At 65.2% G+C, this 18,874-nt stretch carries 14 protein-coding genes, 1 pseudogene and 2 riboswitches; of the genes and pseudogenes, 10 read left to right on the forward strand and 5 right to left on the reverse strand.

Annotated elements, in window-relative coordinates:
• Window positions 1-74: 74 nt before the first annotated feature.
• Window positions 75-1,694 carry an ABC transporter substrate-binding protein gene (locus QMZ05_RS12945; protein WP_353701096.1) on the reverse strand — a complete coding sequence of 540 codons (1,620 nt, stop codon included), beginning with the start codon at window positions 1,692-1,694 and terminating at the stop codon, window positions 75-77.
• A gap of 266 nt (window positions 1,695-1,960) precedes the next feature.
• On the opposite strand from QMZ05_RS12945, the gene QMZ05_RS12950 reads away from it, so the two are divergent.
• The 10 genes from QMZ05_RS12950 (at window position 1,961) to QMZ05_RS12995 (ending at window position 14,672) form a co-directional block, all read left to right on the forward strand.
• Window positions 1,961-3,091, forward strand: a complete 1,131-nt coding sequence (locus tag QMZ05_RS12950) for a M20/M25/M40 family metallo-hydrolase (RefSeq protein WP_353701097.1) — start codon at window positions 1,961-1,963, stop codon at window positions 3,089-3,091.
• A gap of 91 nt (window positions 3,092-3,182) precedes the next feature.
• Window positions 3,183-3,289, forward strand: a riboswitch (glycine riboswitch).
• Window positions 3,290-3,292: 3 nt separating this feature from the next.
• Window positions 3,293-3,408: riboswitch (glycine riboswitch) on the forward strand.
• 69 nt (window positions 3,409-3,477) lie between these two features.
• Window positions 3,478-4,839: a D-amino acid dehydrogenase gene (locus tag QMZ05_RS12955; protein ID WP_353701098.1), complete on the forward strand. Its 1,362-nt coding sequence runs from the start codon at window positions 3,478-3,480 to the stop codon at window positions 4,837-4,839.
• A 158-nt stretch (window positions 4,840-4,997) separates the two neighbouring features.
• Window positions 4,998-5,939 (forward strand): ABC transporter permease, encoded by a 942-nt coding sequence (locus tag QMZ05_RS12960; RefSeq protein WP_353701099.1) that lies wholly within the window; start codon window positions 4,998-5,000, stop codon window positions 5,937-5,939.
• Between the two features lie 3 nt (window positions 5,940-5,942).
• On the forward strand, window positions 5,943-6,830 hold the full coding sequence (locus tag QMZ05_RS12965) for an ABC transporter permease (protein ID WP_353701100.1): 888 nt from the start codon (window positions 5,943-5,945) through the stop codon (window positions 6,828-6,830).
• A gap of 156 nt (window positions 6,831-6,986) precedes the next feature.
• Window positions 6,987-8,636 (forward strand): ABC transporter ATP-binding protein, encoded by a 1,650-nt coding sequence (locus QMZ05_RS12970; RefSeq protein ID WP_353701101.1) that lies wholly within the window; start codon window positions 6,987-6,989, stop codon window positions 8,634-8,636.
• Between the two features lie 230 nt (window positions 8,637-8,866).
• Window positions 8,867-10,387 carry a M81 family metallopeptidase gene (locus QMZ05_RS12975; RefSeq protein ID WP_353701102.1) on the forward strand — a complete coding sequence of 507 codons (1,521 nt, stop codon included), beginning with the start codon at window positions 8,867-8,869 and terminating at the stop codon, window positions 10,385-10,387.
• A 6-nt stretch (window positions 10,388-10,393) separates the two neighbouring features.
• The gene (locus QMZ05_RS12980) at window positions 10,394-11,566 is read left to right on the forward strand and encodes a M20 aminoacylase family protein (RefSeq protein ID WP_353701103.1); all 1,173 of its coding nucleotides are present in this window, start codon (window positions 10,394-10,396) and stop codon (window positions 11,564-11,566) included.
• A complete protein-coding gene (locus tag QMZ05_RS12985; protein ID WP_353701104.1) occupies window positions 11,559-12,977 on the forward strand; it encodes an amidase in 1,419 nt (472 codons plus the stop codon). The genes QMZ05_RS12980 and QMZ05_RS12985 overlap by 8 nt, the downstream gene beginning before the upstream one ends.
• 130 nt (window positions 12,978-13,107) lie before the next feature.
• Window positions 13,108-13,998, forward strand: a complete 891-nt coding sequence (locus tag QMZ05_RS12990; protein WP_074130099.1) for a crotonase/enoyl-CoA hydratase family protein — start codon at window positions 13,108-13,110, stop codon at window positions 13,996-13,998.
• Window positions 13,995-14,672, forward strand: coding sequence for an alpha/beta fold hydrolase (locus QMZ05_RS12995; RefSeq protein ID WP_353701105.1), 678 nt, complete (start codon window positions 13,995-13,997; stop codon window positions 14,670-14,672). Before QMZ05_RS12990 ends, QMZ05_RS12995 begins: the two co-directional genes overlap by 4 nt.
• On the opposite strand, the gene QMZ05_RS13000 is transcribed toward QMZ05_RS12995, so the two are convergent.
• The 4 genes and pseudogenes from QMZ05_RS13000 to QMZ05_RS13015 form a co-directional block, all read right to left on the reverse strand.
• On the reverse strand, window positions 14,673-16,718 hold the full coding sequence (locus tag QMZ05_RS13000) for a nitrate- and nitrite sensing domain-containing protein (protein WP_353701106.1): 2,046 nt from the start codon (window positions 16,716-16,718) through the stop codon (window positions 14,673-14,675).
• A 112-nt stretch (window positions 16,719-16,830) separates the two neighbouring features.
• Window positions 16,831-17,805 carry an NADPH:quinone oxidoreductase family protein gene (locus tag QMZ05_RS13005; protein WP_353701107.1) on the reverse strand — a complete coding sequence of 325 codons (975 nt, stop codon included), beginning with the start codon at window positions 17,803-17,805 and terminating at the stop codon, window positions 16,831-16,833.
• Window positions 17,805-18,416: a 2-hydroxychromene-2-carboxylate isomerase gene (locus QMZ05_RS13010; protein ID WP_353701108.1), complete on the reverse strand. Its 612-nt coding sequence runs from the start codon at window positions 18,414-18,416 to the stop codon at window positions 17,805-17,807. The genes QMZ05_RS13005 and QMZ05_RS13010 overlap by 1 nt, the downstream gene beginning before the upstream one ends.
• 99 nt (window positions 18,417-18,515) lie before the next feature.
• A pseudogene (locus QMZ05_RS13015) lies at window positions 18,516-18,797 on the reverse strand (glutathione binding-like protein); the annotation flags it as partial.
• Between the last annotated feature and the right edge of the window lie 77 nt (window positions 18,798-18,874).

Consider the following 18,874-nt stretch of genomic DNA (forward strand, 5'->3'; position numbering starts at 1 on the left):
CCTGACGCGCAGCGGCAAAAACGAAAATGGCCGGGGACCAGCCCCGGCCATTCCGCTCTGCGCAAGCCGCAAGCTTACTCGGACTTGTCGATATTCCAGAAGATCGGGGTCGCCGGACCATCCAGCACACCGGTCAGCGACTTACGCCATGCGCTCGGTGCCTGATACTGGCCGAGCGGGATGTAGATGACCTGGTTGTAGGCTTCCTTCTGGACATCGGCAGCGATCTTCTTCTGCTCGTCGAGCGACGGCGCGCGGACGAAGGCGTCCTTCAGCTGTTCGATCTTCGGATCGTCGGCCCAGCCGAACCATCCGCCGTTCTTGCCCTGGCCGCCAATCGAGAGGTTGGCGATCGGGTTGGAGACGTCGGCGCTGACCCAGTTGGTGAAGAACATGTTCCAGCCGCCGTCCTTCGGCGCCTTCTGGCTGGCGCGGCGGGTCACCACGGTCTGCCAGTCGGTCGCCTGCAGGTCGACCTTGAAACCGGCATCGCGCAGCTGCTGGGCGACAACAACCGGCTGCGCCTTGAGCGTAACGACGTCGCCGGGCGCCATGATGACGACCGGCGTGCCGTCGTAACCCGACTCGGCGAGCGCCTTCTTGGCCGCCGCCATGTCGCCTCCCTTCGCCAAGGTCTCACCGCCGATCTCGGACGCGAACGGCGTGTCGCAGATGAAGAAGGAGACGCAGGTCTTGTAATATTTGGGATTACCGACCAGTGCGTCGAGCACCTGCTTCTGGTTGACCGCCAGCAGCGCCGCCTGGCGAACCTTGATGTTGTCGAAGGGCGGATAGAGGAAGTTCATGCGGCCCAGCGTCTGGAAGCCGAACTTGTTCAGCGTCTCGACCTTCAGGTCCTTGTCGGCCTCGAGGATCGACAACGTGTCGAACGACGGGTTCTCCACGAAATCGATATCGCCGGACTGCAGCGCGTTCATCGCGGTCTGCGCGTCGGCCATCGTGACCCACTCGACGCGGTCGACCTTCACGACCTTGCCGCCCGCGGTCCAGCTCGCCGGCTCCTTGCGCGGCACGTAGTCCTTGTTCTTGACGTAGACCGCCTTCACGCCCGGCTGGAATTCCGCCTGGACGAATTTGAAGGGGCCCGAACCGATCTGTTCCGGAATCGGCTTGTCCGGCGGCGTTTCGGCGAGCCGCTTCGGCATCATGAAGGCGACGCGCGACGACGGCTTGCCGATCGAATCCAGCACCAGGCCGTAGGGCTCCTTCAGCTTCAGCGTAATCGTCTTCGCATCGGTGGCTTCGAGGCTCGCCGTGAAGTCCATCAGCTTCTGGCCCATGCCGTCGACCTTGGCCCACCGCTTCAGCGACGCGACGCAGTCTTCGGCGGTCACCGGCGTGCCGTCATGCCATTTCAGGCCATCGCGCAGCGTGAACGTGTAGGTGAGCTTGTCGTCGGAGACCTTCCAGTCCGCCATCTGCGGCTGGATCTTGAAGTTGGAATCGGTCGCCACCAGCGTGTCGTAGACCATGTAGCCATGGTCTCGCGTGATGTAGGCGGTGGTCAGGATCGGATCGATGACGCGCAGATCCGAATGCATCACCGCGGTGATGGTCTTGTCCGCGGCCATGGCCGGTTGCGTAAACGATACTTCCTGCGGCGCAAACGACAGCGCAATCGCCGACAACGCCGCCGCTAGCGTGCGGCGCTTCCAACGCGAGATAGGGTACATGCAAATCTCTCCTGACGTGTAACTGGTCAAAGCCGGCTTATTCGTTATGCATGCGGTTCGTTATTTAGGCGAACTAACATGCTGTATGGCTTGTGAAATCGAGACTTGCACCAAGCGCAAAGCGCGTCAATCGGTTTCGGGCGGGATCGGACGTACACAAACGAATGAGGCCGCGCGCGCGATTTTGGCTTTACAAAATCGTCGACTGAGATTTTCGTGAGCGCCGCGCGATGCCGGCGCCGTCAGAACAACAAGAGGAAAAAACAATGAACCCAGCCAATCTCCCCTTTGATTCCGAAGCGATGCTGCAGGGCCTGCGCAGCTGGGTGGAATGCGAGAGCCCGACCTGGGATGCGCGCGCGGTCGAGCGCATGCTCGATCTCGCCGCGCGCGAGATGGCGATCATGGGTGCGACGATCGAACGCATCGCGGGACGCCAGGGCTTCGCGGGCTGCGTCCGCGCCCGTTTTCCTCATCCGAAACAAGGCCAACCCGGCATCCTGATCGCCGGCCACCTCGACACCGTGCACCCGGTCGGCACCATCGCGAAGCTGCAATGGCGGCGCGACGGCAACAAGTGCTTCGGGCCCGGCATCTTCGACATGAAGGGCGGCAATTATCTGTCGATCGAGGCGATCCGCCAGCTGGCGCGCGCCTCCTTCACGACACCGCTGCCGATCACGGTGCTGTTCACCCCCGATGAAGAGGTCGGCACGCCGTCGACGCGCGACATCATCGAGGCGGAAGCCGCACGCAACAAATACGTGCTGGTGCCGGAGCCCGGGCGGCCGAACAACGGCGTCGTCACCGGCCGCTACGCGATCGCGCGCTTCAACCTGGAAGCAACCGGCAAGCCGAGCCATGCCGGCGCGACGCTGTCGTCCGGCCGTTCCGCGATCCGGGAAATGGCCCGGCAGATCATGGCCATCGACGGCATGACCACCGAGGACTGCACCTTCTCGGTCGGCATCGTGCATGGCGGCCAATGGGTCAATTGCGTCGCGACGACCTGCACCGGCGAAGCGCTCAGCATGGCCAAGCGCCAGGCCGATCTCGACCGCGGCGTCGAGCGCATGCTGGCGCTGTCCGGAACCGCCAACGACGTCAGCTTCAAGGTGACGCGCGGCGTCACCCGCCCGGTATGGGAGCCGGATGCCGGCACCATGGCCCTCTATGAAAAGGCGAAGGGCCTCGCGGCAGCGATGGGCCTCGATCTGCCGCATGGAAGCGCCGGCGGTGGATCGGACGGCAACTTCACCGGCGCGATGGGGATCCCTACCCTCGACGGCCTCGGGGTTCGCGGCGCGGATGCACATACGCTCAACGAACACATTGAAGTCGACAGCCTCGCCGAACGCGGCCGCCTGATGGCGGCGCTGCTGGCGACACTCGACTGACGTCGATTGCACTGCACAACACGTTGGCACTGCCGGATCGAAATTTAGCCTTGTCCAATTTTGAGGCTTCGCCTACGGTCCGGCCGTCCAACGCGACGATGCGGGAGAGATCGAAGCGACAACATTCGTGTTGTTGGCTTCGGCGCCGACGGAGCAACCGCCCCGGAAACTCTCAGGCAAAAGGACCGTATCGTCAGGACGATCTGGAGAGAGACGGACACGACCACTCATCGAGGGCCGTGACGTCCACCGAAGGGGATAGTTCGTATCCGGGCGCAGGCCCGATGCGGATCAAGCTCTCAGGTACCGTGACAGATGGGGCGTCGAAACGACCGGTTTCACCGGTGGTTCGGCGACTCTAACAACACGGGAGCCTGAAGACCATCATGCCACATATTGCAATCATCGGCGCCGGCATCACCGGCGTGACGACGGCCTATGCCCTGCTCGAACGCGGCTACCGCGTGACTGTCCTCGACAGGCATCGCTACGCCGCGATGGAAACCTCGTTCGCCAACGGCGGACAGCTTTCCGCCAGCAATGCGGAGGTGTGGAACAGCGCCGCGACCATTCTGAAGGGGCTGCGCTGGATGCTCCGAAGCGACGCGCCGCTTCTGATGAACCCGAAGCCGAGCTGGCACAAATATTCCTGGATCGGCGAATTCGTCGGCGGCATCACCCGCTATCGCGCCAACACCATCGAGACCACAAAACTCGCAATCGAAGCGCGCAAGCATTTGTTCTCGATCGCACAGCGCGAGAACATCGCCTTCGATCTCGAGCGCCGCGGCATCCTGCACGTCTATCACGACAAGGCCGGCTTCGAGGCCGGCCTGCGCGTCAACACCCTGCTGCAACAGGGCGGGCTCGACCGCCGGCCGGTGACGGCGGACGAAATCCGCAGCATCGAACCCGCGCTACAAACGGCCTGCTATGGCGGCTTCTTCACGCCGTCGGATGCGACCGGCGATATCCACAAATTCACGCGCGGCCTCGCCGAGGCCTGCATCCGTCGCGGCGCAGCTTTCGTCCATGAGGCCGACGTCGACACGATCGCGCGCGGCGATGACGGTTTCCGCATCGGCTGGAACGACGTCGCTTCGCATGATGCCGGCGTCGCGCCACGGCACGAGTTGCAGGCCGACGGCATCGTCATCTGCGCCGGCGTCGCGAGCCGCCACTTCGCAGGCCTGCTCAACGACCGCGTCAACGTCTATCCGGTGAAGGGCTATTCGATCACGGTGCAGCTCGATGCGCCGCAAAGCCGGGACGCCGCGCCGACCGTCAGCCTGCTCGATGAAGCCGCGAAGATCGTGACAAGCCGGCTCGGCGCCGATCGCTTCCGCGTCGCCGGCACCGCCGAGTTCAACGGCTTCAATCGCGATATCAGGGCCGATCGCATCCAGCCGCTGGTGGATTGGGTGCGGCATCATTTCCCGGGGATCGATACCTCGAAAGTCCTGCCCTGGGCTGGCCTGCGCCCGATGATGCCGAACATGATGCCGGTGGTTCGCGCCGGACGGATTCCGGGCGTGTTCTACAACACCGGCCATGGTCATCTCGGCTGGACGCTGTCGGCCGCGACGGCGCAGATGGTCGCAGGGGCGATCGATGACTGGCGCGACCTCGACACGCCGTCGATGGCGCCGGCGCTTGGTGCCGGGCTCGACGATGTATCCGCTCATTCGCGCAAAGCTGGAATCAATCCACCTTCCGGTGGACTGCTTCGAACGTCATCGGAGGAATGATCACGCCCTCGGACTGATTAGCTGCACCGCAAAAACCGCAGCACCGATGGCATGGGACTTGCTGAAGTTCTCCAGTGTGTCCTCAACCATCTGTGCTACGGTCCGGTGTGCAACGGTCCCGCTGGGGACTTCATCGACCACAACCCAACGGATCCAATTTGCTCGGATATCTGCTTCGCCGCATCCTCGCCGCCATTCCCGTGATGGGCGTGGTGGCTCTGTTCGTGTTCCTGTTGCTGCGGCTGACGCCGGGCGACCCGGCCGCCATTCTCGCCGGTGACAATGCGACGCCCGAACAGCTCGATCGTATCAGGACCTCGCTCGGTCTCAACGAGCCGATCTACATCCAGTTCTACACCTGGGTCGCAAAACTGCTGCACGGCGACCTCGGCGTCTCCTTGATCTCGAACAAGCCGATCCTCGAGATGATCGGCCCGCGCCTCGAGCCGTCGATCTCGGTCGCGCTCGCCACCATCATCCTCTCGATCCTGGTCGCGGTGCCGCTCGGCGTGATCGCGGCGTGGAAGCACGGCACCTGGATCGACCGCTTCGTGATGGGACTTTCGGTGCTCGGCTTCTCGGTGCCGGTGTTCGTGATCGGCTATGTGCTAATCCAGGTGTTCGCTATCGACCTGCGCTGGGTGCCGGTGCAGGGCTTCAAGAGCATCTCCGCCGGCTTCGGTCCGTTCTTCGAACGCCTCATCCTGCCGACCTGCACGCTTTCCTTCATCTATGTCGCACTGATTGCGCGCATGACGCGGGCCTCGATGCTCGATGTGCTGGGTGAGGATTACGTACGCACCGCGCGCGCCAAAGGCATCGGCGAGGCCGGCGTGCTGCTGCGCCATGCGCTGCGCAACGCCGCGGTGCCGGTCATCACCGTGATCGGCTCCGGCTTCGCGCTGCTGATCTCCGGCGTCGTCGTCACCGAGAGCGTGTTCAACCTGCCCGGCATCGGCCGCCTCACCGTCGACGCGGTGCTGGCGCGCGACTATCCGGTGATCCAGGCGATGATCCTTCTGACGTCGGGCATCTATGTCGCAGTCAACCTGCTGATCGACGTTGCCTACACCCTGCTCGATCCTCGTATCCGGTACTGAGCAATGGCGATCGAAACCCTCCCTGAATCCTCTCTCCCCGTCACCCGGCCGTTCCGCGTCAGGTTCGGCTTCCTGACCTCGACGCCGATCATCGCGGTTGCGACGATCTGCCTCGTCCTCATCATCCTGATGGCGATCTTCGCGCCGCTCCTTGCGCCCCATGATCCACTCTTGCTGACGCCGGCGCAGCGGCTGAAGCCGTCGAGCGCGCAATATTTGCTCGGCACCGACGCCTATGGACGCGACCTGCTGTCGCGCATCATCTACGGCGCGCGGATCTCGCTGGTGATCGGGCTCGGCGCCGCCGTCTGCTCGATCGGCGTCGGGCTCCTGATCGGCCTCGTCGCCGGCTTCTTCCGCTGGGTCGATGCGGTGATGATGCGCGTGATGGATGGCCTGATGGCGATCCCCGCCATCCTGCTCGCGATCGCCGTGGTGTCGCTGTCCGGCGCCAGCATCTGGACCGTGATGGTCGCGATCACCATCCCCGAGATCCCGCGCGTGGCACGGCTGGTGCGCTCGGTGGTGCTGACCGCGCGCGAGGAACCCTATGTCGAGGCCGCGATCTCGCTCGGCTCGAGCCTGCCGAAGATCATGTGGCGGCATCTGATGCCGAACACGATCGCGCCGCTGATCGTGCAAGGCACTTACGTTTGCGCATCCGCGATCCTGACCGAGGCGATCCTGTCGTTCCTCGGCGCCGGCATCTCGCCGGAAACGCCGACCTGGGGCAACATCATGGCCGAGGGCCGCGCCTATTTCCAGGTCAAGCCGTCGCTGATCTTCTGGCCGGGGCTGCTGCTCTCGATCGCCATTCTCAGCGTCAATCTGATCGGCGACGCCGCGCGCGACGCGCTCGATCCCCGCATGAAGCAGCGTGAGGGCAAGTGACGGCTTCAATGCAATTGAAGCCGTCATCCCGGGATGGTGCGTTAGCACCAGACCCGGGATCTCGAGATTCCGGGTTCGATGCTTCGCATCGCCCCGGAATGACAGTGGACAAATTCCGTCGCCGCGCGCGCCGCAGCAGCGCCAAGAGAGCCTGACATGACCAACGTCGTCCTCGACATCAACAATCTCGTCGTCGGCCTCGGCCGCAAGGCGGACGCGCATCGCATCATCGACGATCTGTCGCTGCAAGTGCACGAAGGCGAGACGCTGTGCCTGGTCGGCGAAAGCGGCTCGGGCAAGTCGGTGACCTCGCTCACCGTGATGGGCCTGCAGCAGAAGGGCACGCTGGTGCCGTCGGGCGGCAGCGTCAAGCTGGTCGGCGAGGAACTGCTCACCGCGACCGACCGGCGGCTGCGGCAATTGCGCGCGACGCGGATGGCGATGATCTTCCAGGAGCCGATGACCGCGCTCAATCCTGTTGTGCCGGTCGGCCGCCAGATCGACGAGGTGCTGCGCGCCCATACCGATCTCGACTCCCGCGCGCGGCGCCAGAAGATCCTGGCGATGATGGAGCATGTGCGGCTGCCGGACGTGGAGCGCATCTTCTCCTCCTACCCTCACCGCCTCTCCGGCGGACAGCGCCAGCGCATCATGATCGCGATGGCGCTGGTGCTGGAACCGAAGCTCCTGATCGCGGACGAGCCGACCACGGCGCTGGACGTCACCACCCAGAAGCAGATCCTGACGCTGATCCGCGACCTGCAACGCGATCACGGCACGGCGGTTCTGTTCATCACCCACGATATGGGCGTGGTGGCCGAGATCGCCGACCGCGTCGCGGTGATGCGGCACGGAAGGCTGGTCGAAGCCGGCCCGCTGCAGGACGTGCTGCGCACGCCGAAGATGGAATACACCCGCAACCTCTTGTCCTCGGTGCCGAGCCTGGTGCCGCGCGCGCCGCGGCCGGAAACGACCGAGCCGGTGGTGCTGGAAGCCAACGAGCTCAGCAAGATCTACCGGGAACGGTCGCTGTACGGCAAAGCGCGCGAGGTCGCCGCCGCCAGCAACGTCACCCTCACCTTGCGCAAGGGCCGCACGCTCGGCATCGTCGGCGAAAGCGGCTCCGGCAAATCGACGGTCGCGCGCTGCATCGTCCGCCTGATCGATCCGACCTCGGGCGGCGTGCGGCTCGCCGGCCGCGAGATCTCCGACCTGTCGCGCCGGCTGTTGCAGCCGCATCGCCAGAAGATCCAGATCATTTTCCAGGACCCCTACCGCTCGCTCAATCCGCGCGTCACCGTCGGCGAGAGCATCGCGGAGGGGCCGATCAATTACGGCATGCCGCGCAAGGACGCGCTGGCGCGGGCCCGCGAGCTGCTCGAGCTCGTCCATTTGCCGCCCGATGCGATCTCGCGCTATCCGCATCAGTTCTCCGGCGGCCAGCGCCAGCGCATCGCGATCGCGCGCGCGCTGGCGCTCGATCCCGACGTGCTCGTGGCGGATGAAGCCGTATCCGCGCTCGACGTCTCGGTGCAGGCGCAGGTTCTGGATCTGCTCGACGAAATCCAGCGCCGGCTCGGCATCGCGCTGTTGTTCATCACGCATGATTTGCGCGTCGCCGCACAAATCTGCGACGACGTCGCTGTGATGCAGCGTGGACGGGTCGTGGAACAGGGGCCGGCCGCCGAGGTGCTGACCAATCCGCAGCAAGCCTATACCCGCGCGCTGCTCGATGCGGCGCCCGGACGCGGCTGGGACTTCGCCAACTTCCGCCCGGTTTCGGAAGGCATTGCGGCAACGGCCTAGGTCTTTAGCCTTAGCCTGAACTGTGGGCCTTTCAATACGCCCATAGGGCATGCAATTCCGGCAGTGCTCGCCGGCTTGCGCTTGGCGCGACGACACGCTTAACGTCGCGCGCTAGAGCGCGATCCGGAAGAGGCGAACCGGCTTTCGAACGGTCATGCTCAACTGAAATGACGGGATGATGCGATTCCTTCCAAATCGCTTCATCATCGATGAAACCTGTCGAGACCTTGATGACCCGCATTGCCGTTGGCGGCTTCCTGCACGAGACCAACACCTTCGCGCCGACGAAGGCAACCTATGACGACTTCGTGCATGGCGGCGGCTGGCCGTCGATGACGCATGGCGCCGACGTGCTCAAGGTCATGCGCAAGATCAATGTCGGCCTTGCCGGGTTCGTCGAGGCCGCGGAAGCCAATGGCTGGGAGCTGGTGCCGACGATCTTCGCCGCGGCGAGCCCGTCGGCGCATGTCAGCAAGGATGCGTTCGAGCGGATCGTGACCGAGATGGTCGACGGCATTGTCGCGGCCGGGCCGATCGACGCGGTCTATCTCGACCTGCACGGCGCCATGGTCACCGAGCATTATGACGACGGCGAAGGCGAAACCCTCGCCCGCGTGCGCAAGGCGATCGACCCGGACCTGCCGCTGGTGGTGAGCCTCGATCTGCATGCGAACGTCTCGCCCAAGATGATCGAACATGCCGATGCGTTGATCGCCTACCGCACCTATCCGCATGTCGACATGGCCGACACCGGCCGCGCCTGCGCCCGGCATCTGGCGCTGATGCTCAAGTCCGGGCAGCGCTTTGCAAAAGCATTCCGGCAATTGCCGTTCCTGATCCCGATCAGCTGGCAATGCACCAACGACCAGCCCACCAAGGGCATCTATCAAAAGCTCGCCGCGCTCGAGAGCGACGCCGTGCCGACGCTGTCGTTTGCGCCAGGCTTCCCGGCGGCTGATTTCAGGGATTGCGGACCGAGCGTGTTCGCCTATGGCCGGACCCAGGCCGACGCGGATGCGGCCGCCGACAAGGTTGTCGCCCTGGTCGAGAGCCATGAGGACGATTTCGACGGCCGGATCTATTTGCCCGATGAAGGCGTGCAGCTGGCGATGGAACTGGCGAAGTCGGCAAGCAGGCCGATCATCATCGCCGACACCCAGGACAATCCCGGCGCCGGCGGCGATTCCGACACCACAGGCATGCTGCGCGCACTGGTGCGCAACCGGGCGAGTGCCGCAACCGGCGTGATCTACGACCCGCAATCGGCCAAGGCCGCGCATACGGCCGGGATCGGCGCCACCGTCACGCTCGAGCTCGGCGGTAAATCCGGCATTCCCGGTGATGCGCCATACAAGGAGACGTTCGTCGTCGAGCAACTCTCGGATGGCAAGTTCGTGGCGCCCGGCCCCTATTTCGGCGGCCGCGACATGGATATGGGCCCCTCGGCCTGCCTGCGGGTCGGCGACGTCCGCGTCGTCGTCGGCTCCTACAAGGCCCAGCTTGCCGACCAGTCGATGTACCGCTATGTCGGCATCGAGCCGACCGCGCAGAAGATCCTGGTCAACAAGAGCTCGGTGCATTTCCGCGCCGATTTCGAGCCGATCGCGGAGAAACTGCTGATCTGCGCCGCGCCCGGCGCGATGCCGGCCGACACCGCCACACTGCCGTGGAAACATTTGCGGCCGGGCATTCGTATCAAGCCTAACGGCCCCACTTTCACACCCACCTCCCCATCACGCACAAACGGATAGAGAGCCATGCCGACCATTGAGCGCATCGACAGTTTTGCCGACGAACTCACCGCCATCAGACGGGATCTGCATGCGCATCCCGAGATCGGCTTCGAGGAGGTCCGCACGTCGGGCATCGTCGCCGAGAAGCTTTCGAGCTGGGGCATCGAGGTGCATCGCGGCCTCGGCGGCACCGGCGTGGTCGGCGTGCTCAAGGGCAAGGGCAACGGCACCAGGAAGATCGGCCTGCGCGCCGACATGGACGCGCTGCCGATGGAGGAGAACACCAATCTGAAGTGGCGTTCGACCATCCCCGGCCGCTTCCACGGCTGCGGCCATGACGGCCACACCACGATGCTGCTCGGCTCGGCGCGCTATCTCGCCGAGACCCGCAATTTCGACGGCACCGTGCATTTCATCTTCCAGCCGGCCGAGGAAGGCCTCGGCGGCGCCCGCGCCATGATCAAGGACGGCCTGTTCAAGCAGTTCCCCTGCGACGAGGTCTACGGCCTGCACAACGCGCCCGACCTCAACCATGGCGAGATCGCGATCCTGCCGGGCCCGGCAATGGCCGCGGCCGACTTCTTCGACATCAGGATCCAGGGCTATGGCGCCCATGGCGCGATGCCGGAACGCTCCAAGGACGCGGTGGTGATCGCAATGACGCTCGGTCAGGCGCTGCAGTCGATCGTCAGCCGCAACGTCGATCCGCTCGAGGCAGCGGTGCTGTCGATCACCCAGATCCATTCCGGTTCGGCCTACAACGTCATTCCCGGGGATGCCTGGATGTGCGGCACGGTGCGCTGCTTCTCCGAGGAGATCCGCGCGCTGATCCGCAAGCGCATGCGCGAGATCTGCGCCGGCTTTGCGGCCGCGTATGACTCCGAAATCTCGGTCGAGATCCGCGACGGCTTCAGCGTGCTGGTCAATCAGGAAGAGCAGTCCCGCGTGGTCGAGGAAGTCGCGCGCACTGTGGTCGATCCGGCCCAGGTAATCACCCGCTCGACGCCCAAGATGGGCAGCGAGGATTTCGCAGACATGATGCAGGCCGTTCCCGGTGCGTATTTCTGGGTCGGTCATGACGGTTCAGTGCCCGTGCATAATCCCGGTTATGTTCTCGACGACAAGATCCTGCCGATCGGCGCCAGCATGTTCGCTCGCATCATCGAGAAACGCATGCCGGCAGGTGCGCATGCATAAGCCGAAAGGGGACGCCATCACGTCGCTGCACGATCTCTCCGCCGTCGACCTGCTCGCCGGCTATCGTGCCAAGCAGTTCTCGCCGTCCGAAGTGCTCGAGGAAATCATCTCCCAGATCGCGACCTGGGAGCCGCACATCAAGGCGCTGTACCTGTACGACCCCGACGGGGCGCGAAAGGTCGCCAAGGCCTCGACCGAGCGTTGGCAACAGGCCGAGCCGGCCGGCACGCTCGACGGCGTGCCCGTCACCATCAAGGACAACGTCGCGACCAAGGGCCAGCCGGTGCCGCTGGGCACGATGAGCGTCAAGCTCGCGCCTGCGGAAAAGGATGCGCCGCCTGCCGCGCGGCTGCGCGAAGCCGGCTGCGTGATCTTCTCCAAGACCACGATGCCGGATTACGGCATGCTGTCGTCGGGGCTGTCATCGTTCCACCCCCTCACCCGCAATCCCTGGGATATCAGTAAGAACCCCGGCGGCTCGAGCTCCGGCGCGGGCGCAGCTGGTGCCGCCGGCTACGGCCCGCTGCATCTCGGCACCGATATCGGCGGCTCGGTGCGGCTGCCGGCCTCCTGGTGCGGCCTCGTCGCACTGAAGCCGAGCCTTGGCCGCGTCCCGATCGACCCGCCCTATGTCGGCCGCGTCGCGGGACCGATGACCCGCACCGTCGACGACGCTGCGCTGATGATGAGCGTGCTGTCGCGCCCCGATCGCCGCGACGGCATGAGTCTGCCGGCGCTCGAGGTGAACTGGAAGGCGCTGGAGAAGTCGCCGCGCAAGCTGCGCATCGGCCTGATGCTCGATGCCGGATCCGGCCAGAAGGTCGAGAAGGACGTTCGCGAAATCGTCGTCAAGGCAGCGAAGGCATTCGAGTCCGCCGGCGCCGTCATCACCGAGATCGACGGCATCCTGACGCCCGAGATGCTCGAAGGGCTCGACAATTTCTGGCGTGCGCGAACCTGGGACGAGCTGTCGAAATTGTCGCAAGCCGATCGCGGCAAGACCCTGCCCTATATCCTCAACTGGGCCGAGGCCGGCGCAAAGCTCTCCGGTGTCGACGTGGTGCGCGGCTTCAACCAGACGATGGCGATCCGCGCAGCCGCCGCAAAACTGTTCTGCGAGGTCGACTACGTGATTTCGCCGGTGTCGCCGGTCGTGAACTTCCCGGCCGAGTTCGCAGCACCACTCAACGACCCGGCAAAGCCGTTCGAGCACATCTGCTTTACCGTGCCGTGGAATATGTCGGAGAACCCGGCGCTGTCGATCAACGGCGGCTACGACAAGAAGGGTTTTCCGATCGGCGTCCAGATCATCGGCCGTCGCTTCGACGACATCGGCGTGCTCGGCATGGGCAAGGCGTTCGAAGGCCTGCGCGGCCCGCAGAAGCCGTGGCCGACGCCGCCGAAGAAGTAGCGCCTCAACGCAAGTGGGGATGCGCGGAGCTCAGCCTGCGCATCCGACTTCTTCACAAGGGATGATTGCCGGGTTAACTGGATGACGACGCACGTCGTTCATTCAAGAAAACCGAGAGGAAATCATCCCCATGGCGTATGAGACGATCAAGTACGAGGTCGCCGAGCAGATCCTGACCATCACGCTGAACCGGCCCGACAAGCTCAACGCCTTCAACGCCACGATGCAGCAGGAGCTGATCGACGCGTTCGACAAGGCCGACAAGGACGACGACGTCAGGGCGATCATCGTGACCGGCGAAGGGCGCGGCTTTTGCGCCGGCGCCGATCTCTCCTCCGGCGCCAACACCTTCGACCGCGACGCGCGGCGCGGCCCGGTCAAGCGCAATGCCGACGGCAGCGTCGACTACAGCGATCCGCAGGTTCGCGATGGCGGCGGCCAGGTGACGCTGCGCATCTTCAAGTGCCTGAAGCCTGTGATCGCCGCGGTGAACGGTCCGGCGGTCGGCATCGGCGTGACCATGCAGCTGGCGATGGATATCCGCATCGCGTCCGAAGCCGCACGTTTCGGCTTCGTGTTCTCCCAGCGCGGGATCGTGCCGGAGGCCGCCTCGAGCTGGTTCCTGCCGCGCATCGTCGGCATCTCGCAGGCGCTGGAATGGTGCTACTCGGGCCGCGTCTTCCCGGCGCAGGAAGCGCTGGCCGGCCGGCTCGTCAGCAAGGTGGTGCCGCCGGACGATCTGCTGCCGACCGCGCGTGCGCTCGCCAAGGAGTTCGCGGCCAAGACCGCGCCGGTGTCGGTGGCGCTGATCCGCCAGATGATGTGGCGCATGATGGGCGCCGACGATCCGATGGAGGCGCACAAGGTCGACAGCCGCGGCATCTATGCCCGCGGCCGCTCCGAGGACGTCAAGGAAGGCGTGGTGTCGTTCCTGGAAAAGCGCCCGGCGCAGTTCAAGAACAAGGTGTCGTCGGACATGCCCGACTATTTCCCGTGGTGGCAAGAGCGCGACTATAAGTGAACGAACGGCGTCACGCGGCGTCCACTTCCGACGGCGTCGTCCTGCTGCATGGCATCAGCAGGACGGCGCGCTCGTTTCGCAAAATGGAGCTGGCGCTCGGCGATGCTGGTTTTGCCACGCTCAACCTCGACTATGACAGCCGGCGCAAGCCCCTCGATGCGCTGGCCGAGGACATCCATCCCTCGCTCGATCGCTTCGCGCAGGGCCTCGACGGCGCCGTGCATTTCGTCTGCCATTCGATGGGCGGCCTGCTGGCCCGCGTCTATCTGGCGCGGCATCGCCCGGCGCGGCTCGGCCGCGTCGTGATGCTGGGCACGCCGAATGGCGGTAGCGAGATTGCCGACCGCCTGAAGAACCTCGCCGCCTATCGTGCCTACTTCGGCCCCGCCGGCCAGCAGCTCGTCACCCGCCGCGATGCCGCGACCAGCGCGCTGCTGCCAGCGATCGACTATCCGGCCGGCATCATCGCCGGCAACCGCTCGGTCTATCCGATCACCTCGATGGCCCTGCCGCGGCCGCACGACGGAAGGGTGTCGGTCGCCAACACCAGGCTCGACGGCATGGCCGATCACATCGTGATCCGCACCTCGCATCCCTGGCTGGTGCGCAACAGGGAGGCGATCGCGCAGACGATCGCCTTCCTGCGCGATGGGCAGTTCGCAACGATGCGCTGATCAGGCAGCCTTGATGCTGCCGATGAAGCTTACGACCTGGCTGCGCATGCGTTCCGACTGGCGCGACAGCTCTTCCGAAGCGCCGAGCACCTCGCTGGCGGCTGCCCCGGATTCCTCCGCCGCCCCGGTGACCGCACGGATATTGGCCGAGATATCGCCCGTTCCCTTGGCCGCGTGCTGAACGTTGCGCGCGATCTCCTGGGTCGCCGCGCCTTGCTGCTCGACAGCGCTGGCGATCGACGAGGCGATCTCGTTGATCTCGTCGATCGTGACCGTCATGCCCCGGATCGCGGTCACGACGTCGCCTGACGTTGCCTGGATCGCGCCGATCTGCGCCCGGATATCGTCGGTCGCCCTGGCGGTCTGCTCCGCAAGCGTCTTGACCTCGGCGGCAACCACAGCAAAGCCGCGGCCGGCGTCACCGGCGCGCGCCGCCTCGATCGTGGCATTGAGCGCCAGCAGATTGGTCTGGCTCGCGATCTCGCTGATCAGCTTGACGACGTCGCCGATCTTCTCCGCGGCAGCGGAGAGCCCCTGTACCGTCTCGTTGGTGCGCCGCCCGTCGGCTGCCGCACGCTGCGCGATCTGCGCCGACTGCGTCACCTGCCGCCCGATCTCACCGACCGAGCCAGACAACTCCTCGGTCGCGGCGGCGACGGTCTGCATGTTGCTCGACGCCGCCTGCGTCGCGCCCGCGACATTCGCGGCCTGTTCGCTGGTCTTGCCGGCGCTCTTGCTCATCTGCGCAGCCGTCGCCTCGAGTTGTGCCGACGCCGATATCACGGCATCGATGACCGCGCCGATATCGTCGTGGAACTGGTTGGTGAGGTCGCCGACGCGCACGACGCGGGCCGCACGCTGGTTGACGGCCTCGCTATCCCTAGCGGCGAGCTCGGTGGAGCGGATCATGCTTTCCTTGAAGAACTGCACTGCGCGCGCCATCACGCCGATCTCGTCGCCGCGATCGGTGGCGCCGACCCTGAGATCGAGGTGCCCTTCCGCGAGCCCGGTCATGTCAGAGGCGAGCGCATGGATCGGCAGCGTGATGCTGCGCGCCATCGCCAATATGGCGAGCAATCCCGCGAGCAGCGCCAGCAGCATCATTCCGGCGACGATGGCGAGGCTCATGGTCGCCTCCGCCTTCTTGTCGACCATCAGGCGCGACAATTCGGCAGCAAGGCCGTCCTCGATCGTCTTGAGCATGTCGATGCGGACGGTGGCGGCGTCGAACCACGATTTGCTGTCGAGCGACTTGAAGTCGCCGGTGAGCCCGCCCTGCTCGACCGTCTTGCGCATGGCGTTGAATGTGTCGATGGCGCTACCCGACATCGTTCGGGTGAACAGCTCACGCGCCTCCCGCGAGGCGGCCGCGCGGAACGCGCTGAAGAAGCTCTCCTGCGCCGCCGCAAGGCCAACTGCGCGAACATAGAGCTGCGGCTCGAAACGGCCCGCAGCGATGCCGCCGGCGACGGCTGCGCGCTCCTGCCCGGCGCGCTCCTTGCCTTCGATCAGATTGGCGTAGGCGGCGATGGATTTCGAGATATCGTCATCGCTGCTGAGCTTGGCAATGCCGGTGATGACGGTGATCAGCCGGCCGATCGTATCGGTGAGATAGCCGACCGCCGCCGGCGGCGCGACCGCAAGGCCATCGATGTCGGTGCGGCGCTGGTCGAGCTGACCGAGACCGTCCTGGGCCGCTTGCGCGGCCGCGGCCAGGCCACCGGCTCCCGGCGCCTTCAGGTCTGCGAGCACCGATGCTGCGACCGACCGCTCCGCGTCGGTGCGCTTGCGCTGCTCGGCAAGCTCGGTTCGCATCTGCGTGCCCTTGCTGCCGAGATAGGCCGAGGACAGGCCGCGCTCGCGCTGCAATTCGTGGACGAGTCGGCTGAGCTTGCCGACGCCCTCGGCGATCGGCTGCATCCGGGCGATGTCGGAATGAACCGACCACTTCGCCGAGATGTCGTAGATCGCCAGCGCCGCAAATGCGATCAGCGGCAGCAAGGCGGAAAAAGCAATCCGATAAAGTATCCTGGTGTTCTCAAACATGACTCAACCCCCGGTTGGATCATGCCTACATTCGATTGGTAAAAAAGCCCTACGGCGACGCCGCCGAAGTTTTGGGCAGGCGCTGCGCAGAGCGAGTGCAAAGGGCGTAGTTCTACCGAGTGATCAGCGCCACACGCCCGATCGCCTTGCGCTCGATCAACAGCCGCATCGCCTTCGCAAAATCCTCCAGCGGCAGCCGGTGCGAAATATTCGGCCGCACCCGGCCGGACTCGGCCCACTCGCTCAGCGCCTTGAACCTGACCTCGCCGAGCGCGGGGTCCTTGCGCACCGCCTCGCCGGCGCGGACGCCGAGCACGCTCGCGCCCTTGATCATGAGGAGATTGGTGCGGGCGAGCCCGATGCCGCCGGTGAAGCCGACGACGAGAATCCGCGCGCCCCAGTTGATGCAGCGCATCGAGTTCTCGAACACCTCGCCGCCGACCGGATCGAACACGACATCGGCGCCGCGTCCGTCGGTGAGGCGCTTGACGGCATCGCGGAACGGCTCGCGCGCATAGAGCACGAGATGATCCGCGCCGCGCGCCTTGGCGATCGCCAGCTTCTCCTCGCTCGAGGCTGCCGCGATCACGGTGGCGCCGAGCAGCTTGCCGATCTCGACCGCGGCAAGCCCGACGCCGCCGCCGGCGCCATGCACCAGCAGCACCTCGCCCGGCTTGATCTGCCCGCGGTCGATCAGCGCGTGATAGGCCGTGCCGTGCGCGGCAAGGAAGGTCGCGCCTTCCGCGTAGTCGAAGGTCGACGGCACCGGCACGAGCTGCGCCGGCACGGCGACCGTCTCGTCGCAATAGGCGCCGAAGCGCATCTTCACGATCACCTTGTCGCCGACCGCAACACCGGCAGCGTTATTGACCTCGACGACATCGCCGGCGGCTTCCGAGCCCGGCGTGAACGGCAGCGGCGGCTTGAGCTGGTACTCGCCGGCGGCCATCAGGATGTCGGGGAAGTTGATCCCGGCAGCACGGATCGCAACGCGCACCTGCCCCGGCTGCAAAGGCGCCGAGGCAAAGGTCTCGAGCTGAAGACGCTCGGGCGGCCCGAGCTCGCGGCAGACAACGGCTTTCGGCATCAGGCGGCCCGCGCCTTGAGACAGGCCAGCGCTTCGCGGATCAGCGGCAGGCGGTCGTTGCCGAAATACATGTCGGTCTTGTCGAGATAGATCGTCGGCGAGCCGAAGCCGCCGCGCGCCATCACCTCTTCGGTGTTGGCCTTGAGCTGATCCTTGATCGCCTGGTCACCGATGCCGGCCAGGAACTGCGCCGGATCAATCCCAAGCTTGCTGCAGATCCCGGTAAGGACGGCATCCTGCGAGATGTCCTTGTCGTCGCCCCAATAGGCCTCGAACACCGCGCGCGCGAACGGCACCATCTTCTCGTTGCCGAGCCAGATGCAGCCGCGCATCGCCTTGACGCTGTTCACCGGGAATACGGTCGGCGGCATCTTGATCGCAAGGCCGGCCGAGCGCGCCCAGTCGGCGAGATCCTTCTTCATGTAGCGCGCCTTGAGCGGCACCGGCTTCTCGCGCTGCGCGTAAACCGACGGATTGACGGTGTTGAAGATGCCGCCGACCAGGATCGGCCGCCAGGTGATCTCGGCGCCGAACTCCTTCGCCAACGGCTGGATGTTGTGCCAGGCGAGATAGGTCCACGGGCTGGAACAGTCGAAGAAGAATTCGATCATGGCGTTTCCCTTTATCTTTTCCACGTTCATTCTCGTCATTCCGGGATGCGCCGCAAGGCGGAGAGCTCGCGACTGTGTCGCGCCGCGGAATAACGGACACTATTTTTTGTCGACCAGCTCCTTCGCACGCTGGCCGAACATGTTCTTGCGTGATTCCTCGTCGAACGGCTCCTTGACGAATTTCCCGATCGCAAGCCCGGCCTGCACCTGCGGCCGGGCGCGCACGGTCGCGTACCAGCGCTTGATGTTCGGATAGTCGTCGAGGGTGAAGCCCTGCGCCTTGTGGGTCATGGTCCAGGGGAAGCAGGCGATGTCGGCGATCGAATAGTCGGGGCCTGCGACATAGGCGCCGGTCTTGCAGAGCTGGCGGTCGAGCACGCCCTAGGTGGTGTGGACAGTTACCGCATCCATAGGACGATAGCAGCAAGAGTGACGACGGCGAGGTAATTTCTAGCTGT

Source organism: Bradyrhizobium sp. INPA03-11B, from assembly GCF_040446015.1.
In the GTDB taxonomy this organism is placed as follows: domain Bacteria; phylum Pseudomonadota; class Alphaproteobacteria; order Rhizobiales; family Xanthobacteraceae; genus Bradyrhizobium; species Bradyrhizobium macuxiense_A.